Annotated in this window: 1 protein-coding gene; it reads left to right on the forward strand. The window is 62.8% G+C overall.

Annotated elements, in window-relative coordinates:
* A partial coding sequence (locus DL891_RS16780) for a transporter substrate-binding domain-containing protein (RefSeq protein WP_157962605.1) occupies nt 1-331 on the forward strand: 331 nt, incomplete at its 5' end.
* Nucleotides 332-333 lie beyond the last annotated feature (2 nt).

A 333-nucleotide genomic window follows, 5' to 3' on the forward strand; every position in this document is an offset into this window, starting at 1 on the left:
GGTGGGAACCACCTACGTCGAACAGCTCAATGCCATGGGCATCTTCCCCGAGATACGCAACTACGACACCCTGGCGGACATGATGCGAGACGTCTCCCTCGGCAGGATCGTGGCCGGCGTGGGCGACGCTCCCATCATGGGCTACCAGCTGAGCCAGGGGCGCTTCCCCGATCTACAGCTGGCCGAAGGCTATGAGCAGCAGATGGTCGGCCACATCGGCCTGGCCGTGGCGCAGGACAACACGGAACTGCTCGAGCAGCTCAATGCCTCGCTGGCGAAGCTGAAAGAGGATGGGACGGTGGAGGCCATATTTGAGGAGTGGGGACTCTGAGC

This window comes from Homoserinimonas sp. OAct 916 (assembly GCF_003260275.1).
Lineage (GTDB): Bacteria > Actinomycetota > Actinomycetes > Actinomycetales > Microbacteriaceae > OACT-916.